Source organism: Kribbella sp. NPDC051936 (assembly GCF_040680955.1).
Taxonomy (GTDB): Bacteria; Actinomycetota; Actinomycetes; order Propionibacteriales; family Kribbellaceae; genus Kribbella.
The window spans coordinates 62,580-79,954 of sequence record NZ_JBFAXS010000014.1; the positions used below are offsets into that span (position 1 = coordinate 62,580).

At 70.4% G+C, this 17,375-nt stretch carries 15 protein-coding genes; 10 read left to right on the forward strand and 5 right to left on the reverse strand.

The window, feature by feature from the left end:
• Nucleotides 1-111 precede the first annotated feature (111 nt).
• Nucleotides 112-567: a phage holin family protein gene (locus AB0L64_RS38555; protein WP_363717918.1), complete on the forward strand. Its 456-nt coding sequence runs from the start codon at nt 112-114 to the stop codon at nt 565-567.
• Nucleotides 564-902 carry a DUF3618 domain-containing protein gene (locus AB0L64_RS38560; protein WP_363717919.1) on the forward strand — a complete coding sequence of 113 codons (339 nt, stop codon included), beginning with the start codon at nt 564-566 and terminating at the stop codon, nt 900-902. The genes AB0L64_RS38555 and AB0L64_RS38560 overlap by 4 nt, the downstream gene beginning before the upstream one ends.
• Before the next feature lie 29 nt (nt 903-931).
• Here AB0L64_RS38560 and AB0L64_RS38565 read toward each other — a convergent pair whose 3' ends face one another.
• Nucleotides 932-2,188: an RNA polymerase sigma factor gene (locus tag AB0L64_RS38565; protein ID WP_363717920.1), complete on the reverse strand. Its 1,257-nt coding sequence runs from the start codon at nt 2,186-2,188 to the stop codon at nt 932-934.
• A 97-nt stretch (nt 2,189-2,285) separates the two neighbouring features.
• On the opposite strand from AB0L64_RS38565, the gene AB0L64_RS38570 reads away from it, so the two are divergent.
• The 5 genes from AB0L64_RS38570 (at nt 2,286) to AB0L64_RS38590 (ending at nt 10,311) form a co-directional block, all read left to right on the forward strand.
• Nucleotides 2,286-5,273, forward strand: a complete 2,988-nt coding sequence (locus AB0L64_RS38570; RefSeq protein WP_363717983.1) for a glycine--tRNA ligase — start codon at nt 2,286-2,288, stop codon at nt 5,271-5,273.
• Between the two features lie 60 nt (nt 5,274-5,333).
• On the forward strand, nt 5,334-6,242 hold the full coding sequence (locus AB0L64_RS38575; protein ID WP_359927105.1) for a ribonuclease Z: 909 nt from the start codon (nt 5,334-5,336) through the stop codon (nt 6,240-6,242).
• 165 nt (nt 6,243-6,407) lie between these two features.
• Nucleotides 6,408-7,469, forward strand: a complete 1,062-nt coding sequence (locus AB0L64_RS38580) for a peptidase M75 family protein (protein WP_363717921.1) — start codon at nt 6,408-6,410, stop codon at nt 7,467-7,469.
• Complete coding sequence (gene efeB / locus AB0L64_RS38585) at nt 7,466-8,659, forward strand: iron uptake transporter deferrochelatase/peroxidase subunit (protein ID WP_363717922.1); 1,194 nt, start codon at nt 7,466-7,468, stop codon at nt 8,657-8,659. Before AB0L64_RS38580 ends, efeB begins: the two co-directional genes overlap by 4 nt.
• Nucleotides 8,660-8,679: 20 nt before the next feature.
• Nucleotides 8,680-10,311: an alkaline phosphatase family protein gene (locus AB0L64_RS38590; RefSeq protein ID WP_363717923.1), complete on the forward strand. Its 1,632-nt coding sequence runs from the start codon at nt 8,680-8,682 to the stop codon at nt 10,309-10,311.
• On the opposite strand, the gene AB0L64_RS38595 is transcribed toward AB0L64_RS38590, so the two are convergent.
• Together AB0L64_RS38595 and AB0L64_RS38600 are read right to left on the reverse strand one after the other, a co-directional pair.
• A complete protein-coding gene (locus AB0L64_RS38595) occupies nt 10,308-11,129 on the reverse strand; it encodes an alpha/beta hydrolase (RefSeq protein ID WP_363717924.1) in 822 nt (273 codons plus the stop codon). The two genes, AB0L64_RS38590 and AB0L64_RS38595, sit on opposite strands and share 4 nt — an antisense overlap.
• 16 nt (nt 11,130-11,145) lie before the next feature.
• A complete protein-coding gene (locus AB0L64_RS38600; RefSeq protein WP_363717925.1) occupies nt 11,146-12,090 on the reverse strand; it encodes a YafY family protein in 945 nt (314 codons plus the stop codon).
• A 61-nt stretch (nt 12,091-12,151) separates the two neighbouring features.
• On the opposite strand from AB0L64_RS38600, the gene AB0L64_RS38605 reads away from it, so the two are divergent.
• Complete coding sequence (locus AB0L64_RS38605) at nt 12,152-13,294, forward strand: epoxide hydrolase family protein (protein WP_363717926.1); 1,143 nt, start codon at nt 12,152-12,154, stop codon at nt 13,292-13,294.
• A 27-nt stretch (nt 13,295-13,321) separates the two neighbouring features.
• Here the strand turns inward: AB0L64_RS38605 and AB0L64_RS38610 are convergent, their stop codons facing one another.
• Nucleotides 13,322-14,152 (reverse strand): oxidoreductase, encoded by an 831-nt coding sequence (locus tag AB0L64_RS38610; protein WP_363717927.1) that lies wholly within the window; start codon nt 14,150-14,152, stop codon nt 13,322-13,324.
• A 95-nt stretch (nt 14,153-14,247) separates the two neighbouring features.
• Here AB0L64_RS38610 and AB0L64_RS38615 point away from each other — a divergent pair, with 95 nt between their 5' ends.
• Nucleotides 14,248-14,805, forward strand: coding sequence for a TetR family transcriptional regulator (locus AB0L64_RS38615; protein ID WP_363717928.1), 558 nt, complete (start codon nt 14,248-14,250; stop codon nt 14,803-14,805).
• Between the two features lie 83 nt (nt 14,806-14,888).
• Nucleotides 14,889-16,406: a trypsin-like peptidase domain-containing protein gene (locus AB0L64_RS38620; RefSeq protein ID WP_363717929.1), complete on the forward strand. Its 1,518-nt coding sequence runs from the start codon at nt 14,889-14,891 to the stop codon at nt 16,404-16,406.
• Nucleotides 16,407-16,501: 95 nt separating this feature from the next.
• Here AB0L64_RS38620 and AB0L64_RS38625 read toward each other — a convergent pair whose 3' ends face one another.
• A complete protein-coding gene (locus AB0L64_RS38625; RefSeq protein ID WP_363717930.1) occupies nt 16,502-17,329 on the reverse strand; it encodes an NAD-dependent epimerase/dehydratase family protein in 828 nt (275 codons plus the stop codon).
• Nucleotides 17,330-17,375 lie beyond the last annotated feature (46 nt).

Below are 17,375 nucleotides of genomic sequence, written 5' to 3' on the forward strand. Positions count from 1 at the left end.
CCGGGACCCGCCGTTCGACAGGGTGTGACGCAGATCACTTTCGAGCGGATCCGCTGCGTGACGACCGGTGCGTCTGGGTACCGGTGCGGCAATCGAGTACGGGAGGCGGCCATGACCACACGTCCGGAACTGGTCCGGCGTGAGACCGGACTCACGGAGCTGAACGGCCGGGAAGCGAACATCGGCTGGCTCGTGAGCCAGGCGACCAGTGACCTCAGCCAGCTGGTGCGCGACGAGGTGCAACTGGCCAAGGTCGAGCTGAAGGAGAAGGGTAAGGAGGCCGGTGTCGGCGCCGGGTTGTTCGGTGGGGCCGGGGCGATCGCGCTGTACGGCCTCGGCGTCCTGATCGCGGCGGCGATCCTCGGGCTCGCGACCGCGCTGCCCGCCTGGTTGTCGGCGCTGATCGTCGCAGCGGTCCTGTTCGTGATCGCGGCTGTGGCCGCACTGCTCGGCAAGCGGCACGTCAGTCGTGCCGCCCCGCCCGTCCCGAAACGTGCCGTCGACGGCGTGCACGAGGATCTGGAAGCGCTCAAGGGCCACCAGCCAGAAGGGAAGAGCACCCCATGAGCACCACGAAGAACGCTGCACACCGGGAGCCGATGACGGAGAGCCAGACGCTCCGCGAGGACCTCGACCACACCAGGCAGCACCTGGCCGACACGGTCCAGGAAATCAGCCGGCGGCTGAACGTGCCGAACCGGATGAAGGAGACCGCGGCGAGCGCCGGGCATCGCGTCTCGGACGCGGCCGGGCAGACCGGTCAGCTGATGAAGCAGGTACCGGACGCGATGAAGGGCCTGCCCCAGAAGAGCAAGAGCCACCCGAAGGTGACGGCCGCCGTCGGCGGCGCGGTGGTTCTCGGCGCGGGCGCGGTGGCCTGGATGGCGCGCCGGCACAAGTAGCGCTGCACCGTAGATCTGTACGTCGAGGGTCAGCAGGCGGCGGCGCGCTCCAGGAGCAGCTTGCGCTCGCGCTCGTTGCGGGTGAGCGCCGCCGCCCTCTCGAACTCTGCCCGTGCCTCATCGAGCCGGCCGAGCTTGAACAGCAGGTCCCCGCGGACGCTCGGCAGCAGGTGATAGTCCTTCAGCGACGGGTCGTCCGCGAGCAGGTCGACCGCCCGCAGGCCTTGTTCCGGGCCGAACGCCATCGAGATCGCGACCGCCTGGTTCAGCTCCACTACCGGTGACGGGGTGACCTGCGCGAGGACGGCGTACAGGCCGGCGATCCGGGCCCAGTCGGTGTCCTCGGGGTCGGCCGCGCGGGCGTGGCAAGCGGCGATCGCGGCCTGCAGCAGGTACGGGCCGGGCGGCTTCTCCAGGGCCCAGGCACGGTCGATTCCTTCGAGGCCCCGGCGGATCAGCAGCCGGTCCCAGCGGCGGCGGTCCTGGTCGAGCAGCAGCACCGGCTCGCCGTCGGCGCCGACGCGCGCGTTCGCCCGCGACGACTGCAGTTCCATCAGCGCCAGCAGCCCGAGGACCTCGGGCTCGGTCGGCATCAGCTCGACGAGCAGCCGGCCGAGCCGCATCGCCTCGTTGCACAACGCCGGCCGCATCCAGTCGTCGCCGGCCGTCGCCGAGTAGCCCTCGTTGTAGATCAGGTAGACGACCTCGAGCACGGACTGGAGCCGCTCCAGCAGGTCCGGCCCGGACGGCACCTCGAACTGGACCTCGGCCTTGGCCAGGTTGCGCTTGGCGCGGACGATGCGCTGCGCGATCGTCGCCTCCGGGGAGAGGAACGCCCGGGCGATCTCGTCGGTCTTCAGGCCGCCGAGCAGTTTGAGCGTCAGGGTCACCCGTGCGTCCATGGTGAGCACCGGGTGGCAGGCGGTGAACACCAGCCGGAGCAGGTCGTCCTCGATGTGGTCCTCGAGGATCGCTTCCACGTCGTCCTCGACGCTGTCGCCGTCGATCTCCAGCTCGTGGCCCATCTCGGCGAGCTTGCGCTGGTAGGTCTCCTTGCGCCGGATCAGGTCGATCGCCCGCCGCTTGGCGATCGCCATCAGCCAGGCGCCGGGGTTGTTCGGTACGCCGGACTCCGGCCACTGCTCCAGCGCCGCCACCAGAGCGTCCTGCGCCAGCTCCTCCGCGAGCCCGACGTCCCGCACGATCCGCGCGACGCCCGCGACGATCCGCGCCGACTCGATCCGCCAGACCGCGTCGACCGCCCCCTGCGCATCCGTTACCGTCACCCGCCGATAGTAGATCCGGGAGCCGGCACCCGCGCACGCCTAATAGACTTCGCTGCGAGATCCCCCCGACGATGGCTCGAGGTTTGCTGTGCTCACCATGCAGGACGCGCTGCTCGCGCTGACGAAGTACTGGACCGACCGTGGCTGCATGGTCGTGCAGCCGTTCAACACCGAGGTCGGTGCCGGGACGCTGAACCCGGCGACGATCCTGCGGGTGCTCGGTCCCGAGCCGTGGCGGGTGGCGTACGTCGAGCCGAGTGTCCGGCCGGACGACAGCCGGTACGGCGAGAACCCGAACCGGCTGCAGACGCACACCCAGTTCCAGGTGGTGCTCAAGCCGGACCCGGGCAACCCGCAGGAGCTGTTCCTGGACAGCCTGACCGCGCTCGGTATCGACATCGACGCGCACGACGTCCGGTTCGTCGAGGACAACTGGGCGAACCCGGCGACCGGCTCCTGGGGTCTCGGCTGGGAGGTCTGGCTGGACGGCCTGGAGATCACCCAGTTCACGTACTTCCAGCAGGCCGGCGGGATGACGCTGGACCCGGTGTCGGTGGAGATCACCTACGGCATCGAGCGGATCATGATGGCGCTGCAGGGCGTCTCGCACTTCAAGGACATCGCCTACGCGCCGGGCATCTCGTACGGCGAGGCCTTCGGCCAGGCGGAGTACGAGATGAGCCGCTACTACCTCGACGACGCGGACGTGGAGTCACAGAAGCGTTTGTTCGAGGAGTACGCAGCTGAGGCGCGCCGGATGATCGACGACCGGCTCCCGGTGCCCGCGCACATCCAGGTGCTGCGCTGCTCGCACACGTTCAACGTCCTCGACGCCCGCGGCGCGGTCAGTACGACGGAGCGCGCGAAGGCGTTCGGCCGGATGCGCACGCTGGCCCGCGAGGTGTCGCGGCTGTGGGCGGAGCGCCGCGAGGAGCTGAAGCACCCGCTGGGTCTCGCCGAGCTCCCGCCGGCCGCGCCGGAGCCGACCGAGTTCCCGAAGATCAGCGGGACCCGGCAGCTGACGTTCGAGATCGGCACCGAGGAGATGCCGCCGTCCGAGGTCACGAAGACCGCCGCGGCGGTGCAGGCCGCGCTGGAGGAGAAGCTGGCCGCGACGCGGCTCGGCCACGGGAAGATCACGACGTACGCGACGCCGCGCCGGGTGGTGGCGTTCGTCGCCGAGGTGCAGGCCGGTGAGCCGGACGCCGAGCGGGTGGTGCGCGGTCCGCGGAAGTCGGCCGCGTACGACGCCGACGGCAACATCACGAAGGCCGCCGCCGGGTTCGCCCGCGGTCAGAAGGTCGACGAGAGCGAGCTGCACGACCTGGACGTCGACGGCGTCGAGTACGTCGCGGTCACCAAGCCGGACCCGGGCCGCGGTGCGGCCGAGGTGCTGAGCGGCGTCCTGAGCGAGATCGTCGCCGGGCTGCGCTCCGACAAGAACATGCGGTGGAACGACGCCAAGCTGTCGTTCACCCGGCCGATCCGCTGGCTGGTCGCGTTGCTCGGCGACGAGATCGTCCCGGTCTCCGTGTCCAGCCTGGCGGCCGGCCGGACGACCCGGGTGCACCGGACCGCCGCGCAGCCGAAGGTCGAGATCGCCTCCGCCGAGGGGTACCTGGACCTGCTCCGGATCCACGGGATCGAGGCCGATCCGGCGCGTCGCCGCTCGACGGTGGTGGCCGCGGCGACCGAGCTGTCGAAGACCGTCGGCGGCACCGTCGACGTCGAAGGCGAGGCCGCGCTGGTCGACCAGATCGTCAACCTGATCGAGGAGCCGACGCCGATCCTCGGCGGCTTCGCGGCCGACTACCTGGATCTGCCGGGCGAGATCCTCACGACCGTGATGCGCAAGCACCAGCGCTACCTCCCGGTCCGGGACGCCGATGGCAAGCTGCTGCCGCACTTCGTTGCCGTGGCCAACGGTTCGGTGGACGAGGACGTGGTGCGGGCCGGCAACGAGGCGGTCCTGCGGGCGCGCTACGAGGACGCCGCGTTCTTCTGGCGGGCCGACCTCGACACCCCGCTCGAGTCGATGAAGGCCGAGCTGGACAAGCTCGCGTTCGAGGAGCGGCTCGGCTCGATGGCCGACCGCGCCGGCCGGATCGCCCGGGTGGCCACGAAGCTCGCCGAGGTCGTCGAGCTGGGCGGCGACGACCTGACCACGCTGCAGCGGGCGGCCGAGCTGGCGAAGTTCGACCTGGGCTCGCAGATGGTGGTCGAGCTGACCAGCCTGGCCGGCACGATGGCGCGCGAGTACGCCCGGCGCGCCGGTGAGACCGAGGCGGTCGCGCAGGCCTTGTTCGACATGGAGCTGCCGCGGTCGGCCGGCGACCCGGTGCCGTCCACGACGCCGGGCGCGCTGCTCGCGCTCGCCGACCGGTTCGACCTGCTGGCCGGCCTGTTCGGGATCGGGGCGAAGCCGACCGGAAGCTCCGACCCGTTCGCGCTCCGGCGCGCCGCGACCGGTGTGGTCGCGATCCTGCGCGAGCACCCCGAGCTGCGGGCGATCACGCTGCCGATCGGGCTGAAGGCGGCCGCGGACGAGATCGGCGCGCAGGGCATCGACGTACCGGCCGACTCCCTCGACGAGGTCGCCGACTTCACCGTCCGGCGGTACGAGCAGCAGCTGCTCGACCGCGGCGACGACCACCTGCAGGTGGCCGCGGTGTTGCCGTTGGCAACTGCTCCGGTGGTCGCCGACGAGACCCTGGAGACGCTGCACGGCCTGGTCGGCAACAGCGAGTTCGCCGATCTGGTCGCGGTGCTCCAGCGGGTCCGCCGGATCGTGCCGGAAGGCACCGCGGCGGAGTACGACGCCGGCAAGCTCACCGAGCCCGCCGAGGTCGTGCTGCACGAGGCGGTCCAGAAGATCGGCGTCGCGCCGACCGCGCTGGCCGACTTCGTCGCGTCCGCGACGGTGCTGGTCGAGCCGGTGAACGCGTTCTTCGACGAGATCCTGGTGATGGCCGAGGACCCGGAGCTCCGGGCGGCCCGGCTGGGGTTGCTGGCCACCATCAGCAAGCTGGCGGCGCCGGTGCTGGACTGGCAGGCGCTGGGCACCAGCCTGAACCCCACGGACTGATGACTCCCGCGGAGGTTGCCGATCGGGCCGAGCGCCGGCCGCCGACGTCGGTGGCCGCGCTTGCGTGAGTTCGTCGTGCTCGGGACCGGCAGCCAGGTGCCGTCCCGCGAACGGACGCAGAACGGGTACTTCCTGCGCTGGGACGACGAGGGGTTCCTGTTCGATCCCGGCGAGGGGACGCAGCGGCAGATGATCTTCGCCGGGATCGCCGCCGGTGCGATCACCCGGTTGTGCGTGACGCACTTCCACGGCGATCACTGCCTCGGGGTGCCGGGCGTGGTGCAGCGGCTGTCGCTGGACGACGTACCGCATCCGGTGCGGGCGCACTATCCCGCATCGGGGCAGACGTACTTCACGCGGTTGCGGTACGCCGCGTCGTTCTACGAGCGGGCCGAGCTGCTCGAGGAGCCGGTCGAGGAGGACGGGTTGTTGTCCGTCGGCTCCTTCGGGCAGTTGTGGGCGCGCCGGCTGGAGCACCCGATCGAGTCCTTCGGGTACCAGTTGATCGAGCCGGACGGCCGCCGGATGCTGCCGGACAAGCTCGCGGCGTACGGCGTCACCGGACCGGCCGTCGGGCGTCTGCAACGGGCCGGGTCGTTGGAGGTGAACGGCCGTACTGTCAGGGTGGAGGACGTCAGCGAACCGCGGCCCGGCCAACGGTTCGCGTTCGTCATGGATACGCGGCTGTGCGAGAACGTGCTGCGGCTGGCCGACGGCGCAGATCTGCTCGTGATCGAGTCGACGTACCTGTCGTCCGAAGCCGAGCTCGCGCGGCGTTTCGGGCATCTCACCGCCCGGCAGGCCGCCCGGGTCGCGGCCGAGTGCGGTGTCCGGAAGCTGGTGCTGACGCACTTCTCCCAGCGGTATCTGGAGCCCGAGCGTTTCCACGAGGAGGCCGCCGCCGAGTTCGCGGGGGAGATCGTAGTGGCTTCCGATCTCAGCCGGCTCTCAGTTCCGGCCCGTCGTTGACGAACAGTGCGTGACGCCTGGGCAAACAAGGCCTTCGGGCGGCGATCGCGGAATTAGCATTACCGGCGAATATAAATCGCCGATCCCCAGGAGCCCTCCGTCGTGCGCAGTCCACGTCCCGTGCCGGCGGCTGTCGCAGTGGTTGTCCTGGGCACCCTTCTCGCGGTGACGGTGTGGCGACCGTGGAAGAGCTCGGCCGACGCGAGCGCTGCCTCGACCGGGATCACGGTGTCGCGCAGTCAGTGCGGACAGGGCTGGACCGGTACCAAGGCCGGTCGGCAGACGCTTGTCGTGCACAACACCGGCGACGCGGCTGCCGAGGTGGATGTGGTCGAGCTCGACACCTCGAAGGTGTACGGCGAGGTGGAAGGGCTGGGCCCGAACACGAGCGCCTCGATGGAGGTGCAGCTCGGCGCCGGACGGTACGCGATCCGCTGCCTGATCGAGGACACCGATGTGATCACCGGCCCGACCGTCACGCTGACCGGCGACGCGGCGGGCGGCCCGGCCGTCGTACCTGTCACGAAGAACGACCTGCTGCCGCTGGTGAAGAAGTATCAGGCCGGTGTCTCTCGCGGTGTCGCAGACCTGGTCGTGAAGACGGACAAGCTGCGTACTGATGTGGACGCCGGTGACCTGGCGGCTGCTCGCGCCGACTGGCTGCCGGCGCATCTGGCGTACAACTCCCTTGGTGCGGCCTACGATGCGTTCGGAGATTTCGCGGACAAGATCGACGGCTCCGGCTCGGGCTTCCATCGGCTGGAGAAGGGCCTGTGGCACCAGGCTTCGGCCGCCGGGCTGAAGCCTGTCGCGGATCAATTGGCGGCTGATGTCCACGGTTTGCAGAAGGATCTACCTGACGAGCAGGTGGATCCGAACGACCTCGGGCTGCGTGCGCACGAGATCATGGAGAATGCGCTCCAGTTCGAGCTGACCGGCGAGAACGACCAGGGCAGCGGTACGTCGCTGAACACCGCGCTGGCCAACCTGAACGGCACGGCGAACGTGCTGGCCGTCCTCAACCCGGTGCTGAAACCCCGCTATGCCGGTCTGCCTGAGGTGCAGAAGTGGGAAGACCGAGTGCGCGCGCTGCTGACGGCGCATCAGGGCACCCCGGTCGAACGGCTGGACCGGACGACTCGGGAACAGCTCAACGGCGCCGTCGGCGAGCTGCTGGAAAAGCTGGCACCGGTCGCCACCATCTGCGAAGTCCGGAGGGCATCGTGACGGGCGTCGGGCGTCGGTCCTTCCTCCGTGGCGCGCTCGCCGGCACCGGTGCGGCGGTGGTCGCCGGGCTGCCGGCGTCTGCCGACTCGGCGACACCGACCGCGGTGCCGTTCCATGGCGTCCACCAGGCCGGTGTCACGACCGCCCAGCAGAAGCAGGCGATCTTCGCGTCCTTCGATGTGATTGCTGTCGGCAAGCATGAGCTGACCGACCTGTTCAGGACGCTGACGGACCGGGCGCGACTGCTCACGGCGGGCGGCGCACCGGCGCCGCTCGGCATTACCGCCCCGCCGGCCGACTCCGGCGTACTCGGTCCGGACATGCCCGGCGACGACCTGACCGTCACCGTCGGCGTCGGAGCCTCGCTGTTCGACGAGCGGTACGGCCTGGAGGATCGCAAGCCGGCGAGGTTGACGGTGATGAAGGAGTTCCCCAACGACAGCCTGGACGAGAGCTTGTGCCACGGGGACCTGAGCCTGCAGTTGTGCGCGTCGGAGACCGACACCGTGCTGCACGCGCTGCGGGACGTTGCGCGGCACACGCGCGGCGCGATGCAGCTGCGCTGGCGGGTCGACGGCTTCCGGAGCCTGCCGCGGCCGGCCGGTACGCCGCGCAACTTGATGGGGTTCAAGGACGGCATCGTCCAGCCGGCGCCGGCCGACCACGACAAGCTCGTCTGGGTCGGCACAGGGAACGGTGAGCCGGCGTGGACCGAGGGCGGCAGCTACCAGGTGCTGCGCCAGATCCGGATGCTGGTCGAGTTCTGGGACCGGGTGCCGGTCGGCGAGCAGGAGAACATGTTCGGCCGCCGCCGCGACTCCGGAGCGCCGTTGGACGGCAGCAGCGAGACCGATCGCCCGGACTATGCGGCCGACCCGACCGGTACGGCGATCCCGCTGACCAGCCACATCCGCAGGGCCAACCCGCGGACAGTGGAGACCGCGGCCAGCCAGTTCCTGCGCCGCGGCTACAACTACGACAAGGGCGCCGACGCGGTCGGTGACCTGGACATGGGGCTGCTGTTCTGCGCCTACCAGCAGGACATCGCCCGGCAGTTCGAGGCCGTGCAGACCAGGCTGGCCGACGAGCCCCTCGTCGACTACATCCGGCCGGTCGGCGGCGGCTACTTCTTTGTGCTTCCCGGTGTTCGGGACGGCAGCGACCACTTCGGGCGGTCGTTGCTCGGATGAGTTACTTCAGGAGGAAAGGCATGCGCGCAAGACTCCCTGTCGCCGCCACAGCCGTTGCAGCTGCGACGGGCTTGTTGCTGGCCGCCTGTAGCGCCCCCGGCGCCGCCCAGCAGGTGACCAACGCCGCTGCGACGTACCCGGTGGCGAACCCCGCCGACTGGCATCAGGTGGTCCGCCCCACCACCCCGATCCAGCATCTGGTGGTGATCTTCGGCGAGAACGTGTCGTTCGACCACTACTTCGGCACCTACCCCAAGGCCGCCAACACCGACGGTACGCCGTTCACGGCGGCCCGGCACACGCCGAAGGTGAACGGCCTGTCCGGGAAGTTGCTGACCGGCAACCCCAACATGTACGACCCGAAGCGGCTGTCGCCGGCGCAGGCGCTGACCTGCGACCAGAACCACGGCTACGGGCCGGAGCAGAAAGCCGTCGACGGCGGCAAGGACGACAAGTTCGTCGAGAACACCGAGACCGACAAGTGCACCGGCCAGCCCGTCCTGTTCGGCGAGCCGGGTCTGGTGATGGACTACTACGACGGCAACACCGTCACCGCGCTGTGGAACTACGCGCAGCACTTCTCGATGAGCGACAACTCGTTCGGCACCGTGTACGGCCCGTCCACGCCGGGCGCGCTGAACCTGATCTCCGGGCAGACCCACGGCGCGCAGGCGTACGACCCGAAGACGGAGCAGCCGACGACCGACGCGTACGCCGTCCAGTCGCCGGACGCGCACGGGATCGGCACCGTCACGAACGACCCCGACCCGTTCTACGACGACTGCTCGAACAACAACGGCAAGTCGGCGAACAACCTGGCCGTGATGCACGGGCAGAACATCGGCGACCTGCTCAACCAGAAGCACGTCACGTGGGGCTGGTTCCAGGGCGGCTTCAAGCCGACCGGATCCGCCAACGGCAAGGCGGTCTGCGGCGCGCAGCACACCAACGTCGGCGGCAACGCGTCGACGGACTACAGCCCGCACCACCAGCCGTTCGAGTACTACAAGTCCACGGCGAACCCGAAGCACCTGCCGCCGTCGTCGGTCGCCGCGATCGGGCACACCGACCAGGCCAACCACCAGTACGACACGTCGGACTTCGACGCCGCGCTGGCGGCGAACAACCTGCCGGCGGTCAGCTTCCTGAAGGCCGGCGAGTACCAGGACGGCCACGCCGGCTACTCCGACCCGCTGGACGAGCAGGCGTTCGTCGTCCGTGAGCTCAACGCGCTGCAGAAGTCGAAGGACTGGTCGTCGACCGCGGTCGTCATCGCGTACGACGACTCCGACGGCTGGTACGACCACGTCACGCCGCCGAGCGTGAACGGCTCGAAGGACGCCGCGCTCGACCAGAGTGCGCTGTGCGGGACGAAGCCGGTGTCCGGCGGGTACGCCGACCGCTGCGGGTACGGTCCGCGGCTGCCGCTGCTCGTCGTCTCGCCGTACGCGAAGACCAACCACGTCGACCACACGCTGACCGACCAGACCTCGATCCTGAAGTTCATCGAGGACAACTGGCGGACCGGCCGGATCGGCGACCATTCGTTCGACGAGCGTGCCGGCAGCCTGAACAGCATGTTCAGCTGGCGGGCGCACCCGAACACCGCGAAGCTGATCCTGGACCCGAAGACCGGAGCCGTCGTCAGCTAATCCTCGGCATCGCCCTGATCGGCGAGGAAGTCGTCGATCAGGGCGTTCACCTCCTGCGGCGACTCGAGCGCCGCGAGGTGGGCGGACTGCTCGAGGACGACGAACCGCGCGCCCGGGATCGAGTCGGCCATCTCCTCGGTCTCCGCGACCCCGAAGGTGGGGTCCTCGGCGCCCGCGACCACGAGCACCGGCGTCCGGATGCTGCCGAACAGGGCGCGCTGATCGGGCCGGTGCGGGACCACGCTGGTGACGGCGTGCCGGCCGGACGTGATGTCCACCGTGCGCGCCAGCTCGTTGACCCTGGCAACGACCTCGGGCTTCTCGCGTTTCGCGGTCGGGCCGAGGAAGGCGTCGCGCACCGGCCCGGTGAGCGGTCCGCGGATCCCGCCGAGCAGCCGCGCCGCGCCGACCAGCACGCCGTACTCGAACCGTTGCCGCCGTCCGGCCGGGGAGGCGGTGGCGTTCATCAGGACCGCGATCCCGAGCCGGTCCGGATACCGGGCCGCGAAGGTGCCGCCGATCATCCCGCCCCAGCTGTTGCCGATCAGGTGGATCCGGTCGACGCCGAGGTCGTCGACGATCGCCAGGATCACGTCGGCGCACTGCTCGAACGTGAACGGCCCGGTGAGCGGCGCACTGCCGCCGTGCCCGGGCGGATCGACCAGGATCACCCGGTAACGGTCCGCGAAATGTGCGGCCTGCGCGGACCACAGGGTGCCGTCCATCAACAGGCTCGGCCAGAACAGCATCGCGGGCCCCGACCCGTCGACGCGCACCCGGATCCGGCCCAGCACGGTCTCGACGTACCGATCCTGCATGTCTGAACGGTACCGGTCAGGCCCCCGCGATCGATGCTGACAGGCGCGTCGTGAGTTCGCGGATCGCGTGGACCAGCTCCGGCGGGTCCTGGACCTCGAAGGGCAGGCCGAGGATGCCGAGGTACAGCGCGACCTGGTCGAGCGAGTTCGCGCCGGTCTCCACCAGCGTCGTCGCCTCGTCGATCGGCGTCACCGACGCGACGTTCGGCCCGTAGCGGTCGGCCACCTCCGCGGCGGGCGCGTGCACCACGACGCGCGCCCGGTAGCGGTAGCCGCCGTACGCGACCCCTCGGTTGGTGGTCGCCAGCTCCGGCACCTCGCGCGGGGTGAAGCGCGGGCCGGTCGGGATCCGCGGCGCGATCCGGTCGACGCGGAACGTGCGCCAGTCGTCGCGGTCGACGTCCCACGCGACGAGGTACCACCGGCGCCCGGTGTGCACGAGACGGTGCGGCTCCGTCGTCCGCGCGGTCGCCGTACCGTCGTGGTTGCAATAGTCGAACCGCAGCCGCTGATGGTCGCGGCTGGCGGCGGCCACGGCCAGCAGCACGTCGGGTTGTACAGACGGGCCGCTCGCGGGTGTGACCGTGATCTGCTGGAGCAGCTCGATGCGATAGCGCAGCCGCGACGGCAGCACCTGCTCCAGCTTCGTCAGCGCGCGCACCGATGCCTCTTCGGTGCCGGCCACGGTTCCTTGGGCGGCCGCGCGCAGTCCGACCGCGACCGCGACGGCCTCCTCGTCGTCGAGCAGCAGCGGGGGGAGGGCAGCGCCCGCGCCGAGGCGGTAGCCGGCCACCCCGGGGACGGCGTCGACCGGGTAGCCCAGGTTGCGCAGCTTGTCGACGTCGCGCCGTACCGTCCGGACTCCGACGCCGAGCTCGCCGGCCAGGGCGGCGCCGCTCCACTCCTTGGGTTGCTGCAGGAGGCTCAGCAGTTTGAGCAGTCGCGCGGACGTCTCGATCATGTTGTCAGTCTGCCAGCCAGCTAGGACTGAAGCTGTCCTAATCGGCTGTCAGGGTGGAGACATGATCAAGCCGTTCAGCATCGACATCCCGCAGAGCACCCTCGACGACCTCGCCGCCAAGCTGGCGAGCGTCCGCCTCCCCGCTCCGTTGCCCGGCGACGACTGGGACACCGGCGTCCCGGTCTCCTGGCTCGCGTCGCTGGTCGACTACTGGCGTACGTCGTACGACTGGCGCGCCGCCGAGAAGGAGCTGAACTCGTATCCGCAGTTCACGGCCGAGATCGAAGGCCAGCGGATCCACTTCATCCACGTCCGGTCCGCGGAGCCCGACGCGCTGCCGCTGGTGCTCACGCACGGCTGGCCGGGGTCGATCGTCGAGTTCCTCGACCTGATCGGGCCGCTCACGGACCCGGTCTCGTTCGGCGGCCAGGCGTCGGACGCGTTCCATGTGGTGATCCCGTCGCTGCCCGGGTTCGGCTTCTCCGGGCCGACGGCGGACGGCGACTGGACGTTCCCGCGGATCGGGCGCGTCTGGGCGGCGCTGATGGCGGAGCTCGGCTACGAGCGGTACGGCGTACAGGGCGGCGACCTGGGCGGCTCGGTGTCGCCGGAGGTCGGGCGGGCGGCGCCGTCGCACGTCGTCGGCGTCCACACCAACGGCGGGACGAACCTGCCGCCGCTGCAGATGTCCGAGGAGGAACTGCAGACGCTCACTCCGCTGGAGCAGGACAAGATGGCGCGGATCGGCCAGTTCATGAAGGACGAGTTCGGCTACATCTCCATCCAGTCGACCCGGCCGCAGACAGTGGCGTACGGGCTGGTCGACTCACCGGTGGCGCAGCTCGCCTGGATCATGGACAAGTTCAAGGCCTGGACGTATCCGGCCGAGACCCTGCCGGAGAAGATCATCAGCAAGGATCGGCTGCTGACCAACGTGATGATGTACTGGCTGACCGGCACCGGAGGCTCGGCGGCGTACATCGGCTACGCCCAGCCGCGCTCCTGGGCACCGCGCCCGAGCTCCGGCGTCCCGACCGCTGTCCTGGCAACCGCCCATGACGTCGCGATCCGTCGGTACTGCGAGACGTCGAACAACGTCACCCGCTGGACGGACCTCGACCACGGCGGGCACTTCGCGGCGCTCGAAGTCCCGGAGGAGCTGGTCGCGGACGTCCGGGCCTTCTTCCACGACCTCCGCGGCTGACCCGCGGACGCCCACCCAGCAGATGCGTCAGCTGAAGTCGGTCGACGTGCTGAGGTGGGCCCAGGTGGCGGCCTCGTCGGCGCGGGAACGCGACGAGCTGTCCGCAAGGGTGAGGGCGTCGGTGCCGAGCAGGAGCCGTAGCGGCGGGTTGTCGAGCGCGACGACCTGGAGGATCGCCTGGGCCGCCTTCGCGGGGTCGCCAGGCTGCTTGCCGTCCATCTCGATCCGGCGCCGGTGCATCTCCCCGACGGTGGTCTCGTAGTCGGGGTGGACGTCGGCGAGCTCCATCGACGACCCGCCCCAGTCGGTCCGGAAGCCGCCCGGCTCGACGATCGTCACCTTCACGCCGAACGGGCGCACCTCGTTGGTCAGCACCTCGGAGAAGCCTTCGACGGCGAACTTCGCGGTCTGGTACGCGCCCATCCCCGGTGTCCCGCCGGCGCGGCCGCCGATCGACGAGAACTGCAGGAAGTGCCCGCTGCGCTGCTCGCGGAACACCGGCAGCGCGGCCTTCGTCACGTTCACGACGCCGAACAGGTTCGTCTCGACCTGCGCCCGGAAGTCGTCGTCGGCCATCTCCTCGATCGACGCGCTGTTCGCGTAGCCGGCGTTGTTCGCCACCACGTCCAGCCCGCCGAACTCCTCGACCGCCGTCCGGACGGCGGCCCGTGCGGCGCCGGCGTCCGTGACGTCCAGGGCGACCGCCCGGAGCTGGTCGCCGTACTTCGCGGCCAGGTCGTCGAGTTGCTCGGGTTTGCGTGCGGTGCCGACGACGCGGTCGCCGGCTGCGAGCACCGCCTCGGTCAGCGCGCGACCCAGGCCGCGCGAGCTGCCGGTGACCAGCCAGATCTTGCTCATGTTCCGTTCCTAACTAACCGTTCGGTTGGATGACCTCTATCTAACCAACCGGTTGGTTGGAAATCAACTAACCAGTTGGTTGGTAAGCTCGCGGTATGCAGCAACGGAACGCAGACCGGACCCGGGCCCGCATCCTGGAGGCCGCCACCGAGGAGTTCGCGGCGCGCGGGATCGCCGGCGCCCGGGTGAGCCGGATCGCCGAGGTGGCCGGCTGCAACAAGGCGATGCTCTATGCGTACTTCGGGAACAAGGACGACCTGTTCGACGCGGTGTTCAGCGCGTCGCTGGAGAAGTACCTGGACGAGGTCGGGTTCGACGTCGACGACCTGCCGGCGTACGCGGGGCGGGTGTTCGACTACTTCGAGGAGCACCCGGACCGGTTGCGGCTCTCGGTCTGGTACCGGCTCGAGCGGCCGGACGGTCGTCCGCTGGAGGCGATCGTCGCGGTCAACCGGAGCCGGCTGGACGAGCTGCAGCGCGGCATGCGCCGGCGGGCGGTGCCGAAGCGCTTCACCCCGGTCAGCCTGCTGTCGCTGATCCAGGCGATCGCGACGAGCTGGTCGTCGATGAATCCGGAGCTCGGCGTCGAGCTGCCGGACCCGGCCCTGCGGCGGCGCGCGGTGGTGACGGCGGTGCAGCAGATTCTCAGCTGATTCATTGGCCGGCCCGATGGAGTTCTCAGCCTGGCGAGCTCTACTCGAAGGCAGAGGGAACTGGCCGAGGAGGGCGACAGCAGATGAACGAGAGCGCTGGACCGGGAGCGTACAACGGGCCGCAGCACGGCGGGCAGCAGTACCCGCAGTACCAGCAGGTGCCGCAGCAGGGGCAGCCGTACGGACCGCAGTACCAGTACGGACCTCAATACGGGCCTCAGTACGGGCCGCAGTACGGGCCGCCGCAGTACCCGTTCGGGGGGCAGCCTCCGGCGCCGAAGAAGCGCGGACGGCGGCTGCTCGGTGCCGGGGCGCTCGGGCTGGCCGCGGTGCTCGTCGCCGGTTCGGTTGCCTGGGGCCTCGACCAGCGGGCCGGCACGAACAGCTCGCAGCTGTCCCAGAAGGCGTTCGACGCGGCGGCCGTGGCAGCTCAGGTGTCACCGGGACTGGTCGACGTGAACACCGTCCTCGGCTACGAGAACGCGCGGGCGGCCGGTACCGGCATCGTGCTCACCTCCGACGGCGAGGTCCTCACCAATCACCACGTGATCGAGGGTGCGACGTCGATCACCGTGACGGACATCGGCAACGGCAAGACGTACAACGCGAGCGTCGTCGGGTACGACGAGGCGCACGACATCGCCGTCCTGAAGTTGAAGGACGCGTCCGGCCTGCAGACCGCGAAGACCGGGAACTCCGACCAGGTGAAGCTCGGCGACCAGGTGGTCGGCGTCGGCAACGCGGGCGGCGTCGGCGGGACGCCGAGTTACGCGGCCGGGAAGGTGACCGGACTCAACCAGGCGATCACCGCGACCGACGAGAACGGGCAGGACCCGGAGAACCTGACGAACCTGATCCAGACCGACGCGAACATCCAGGCCGGCGATTCCGGCGGGCCGTTGGCGAACGCGAACGGCGAGGTGGTCGGCGTGGACGTGGCCGGCAACGGCGGCAACAACGGCGGGCAGGGCCGGCCGGGACAGACCGCCGCGTCCACCGCACAGGGCGCCACCGCGACGCTCGCGGCCTGGGGTGACGGCGGCACCGGCGACGGCAACGGCTTCCCGTTCGGCAACGGCGACGGGACCGGCAACGGCAGCGGCTTCGGTAACGGCAACGGCTTCGGCAACGGGCCGGGTGACAGCTCGGGCGACGGGTCCGGCAACGGATCGGGCCAGGGCAACGGCTCGGGGCAGGGCAACGGCTCGGGGCAGGGCGACGGCAGCGGGACGACGACCGAGGGGTACGCGATCCCGATCAACCAGGCGCTCGACATCGCCGACCAGATCGAGAACGGGAAGGCGTCGGCCGACGTCCACATCGGTGACTCGGCGATGCTCGGGATTTCGGTCGTGCCGACCACCGGTGCCTCCGGTGCCGTCGTCGGCGACGTGGTCGCGAACGGCCACGCGGACGAGGCCGGGATCGAGGCGGGCGACGTGATCACCTCGTTCGCGGGGCACACCGTCGAGTCGCCGGACGCCCTGTCCGAGCTGCTCAACCAGCAGCACCCTGGCGACAAGGTCGAGGTCGGCTGGACCGACCAGGCCGGCCAGACCCACAAGGCAACCATCGAACTCATCACCGGCCCGGTCCGCTGACCCCAGCGCTCCCCTCGCTGCAGCGGACCGTCGAGATCGGGCCCGAGCGCTCTCTCCCCCTCGGAGCGCCGGGCCCGATCTCTCGTTCGCGCCCGTTACACGAACCCGGCTCGCCAGGTGGGGTGGGTGGGGGTCCAGCCGAGGGTGCGGGCGTGGGTGTTGGAGGCGCCGCGGGCCCACGGGGTTCGTGGACCGGCGTACGTCGGTGTGGGCGCGCCGGCCGATTCGGCGAACGCCGGGGCCCACGCATCGGCGGGAGCCGGCTCGTCGTCGACGACGTTGACGGGGCCGGACGGCCAGGACAAGGCGGCGACAGCCGCGCCGGCGGCGTCGTCGACGTGGAGGAAGCTCGTCACGTCGGGCCCGGCGGGGAGCTTTCCGGCCGCGGCCAGGTCGGCCATCAGACCGCCCTTGGTGTACCAGGTGCCGGGCCCGTAGAGCATTCCGTAGCGGAGGACGACCCACTCGGGCGCTTCGGCGGTGATCGTCTCGAGAGCGGCGACGGCTTCGACCGTCGTGCGGCGGTGGGGGTCCGTGGCGTGCAGGTCCAGCGGGGTGGCCTCGGTCGCGGGCGTCGGACCGGGCTCGTAGGCCCACGCGATACTCTGCGCGACGATCCGCCGTACGCCGGCATCGAGTGCGGCGTCGACCAGGGTGCGGGTGCCCTCGCGGCGGAGCCGGCTGTTCGCGGCGAAGTCCCGCGACCCGAGGTCGGTCAGCTGGTGCATCACCACCTCCGGCCGCGCCGCCACGACCAACTCCCGCAGCCGCTCCGCGTCGTACACGTCGCCGGCGACGGTCGTCACGCCGTCGACAGCCGAGGCCCGACGGCTGAGCGCGGTGACCTGATGCCCGTGGGCGACCAGGAGCGGGACGAGGCGGCGGCCGATTGCGCCGGTCGCGCCGGCGACGAAGATCCTCATGCGCACCACGGTAGGTAACTGTTCACCGCTCACCCTGGTCCAATCG